Genomic DNA, 531 nt, shown 5'->3' with positions numbered 1-531 from the left:
CTGTGATCGTTCTCCTGCAGCTTGCGCTCGTGGAACCGTACGCTGCCATGACGACGGCGGTCCGCCAGTACCCTGCCCTTCGTGCAGTCATGCGGCGCGTCGCGGAGTCCGGAGTCCTTGATGGCACTGCGGAGGCCGCTGAGGGGGACGGGCTGTACAACGTCCCGGCCCGCGCCGGCGGCGCCGCCGGTGTGGAGCTGTCCAACCTCGCGGCAGCCTGGCCCGGTGGCGGGACAGTGTTCTCCGGAGTATCCGCCAGTGCCGGGCCGGGCCGCTGGCTCGCGGTGACTGGCCCGTCCGGCGCGGGTAAGTCCACACTCCTCTCGGTGCTCCTGGGGTTCCTCCCGGCAGCGGCCGGCAGGGCCGCGGTGACCGGGACCGCAGCCTGGTGCCCGCAGGAGGCGCACCTGTTCGATTCGACCCTGCGTGGCAACCTCATGCTGGGCGTTCCCGCCCCCGGGGATCAGGCTGAAACCGGGCCCGCGGACTCCCCGGACCACGGCACAGCCTCCTCCGCGGCCCGTGACGCCG

At 72.9% G+C, this 531-nt stretch carries 1 protein-coding gene; it reads left to right on the top strand.

The features are described 5' to 3' along the window. Positions 1–29: 29 nt before the first annotated feature. On the top strand, positions 30–531 hold a 502-nt coding region (locus DBR22_RS24985), incomplete at its 3' end, for an ATP-binding cassette domain-containing protein (protein WP_308810253.1).

This window comes from Arthrobacter sp. HMWF013 (assembly GCF_003061105.1).
Lineage (GTDB): Bacteria > Actinomycetota > Actinomycetes > Actinomycetales > Micrococcaceae > Arthrobacter.
Note: the sequence above shows the minus strand (reverse complement) of the source record. Positions and strands in the feature narration are given on the sequence as shown.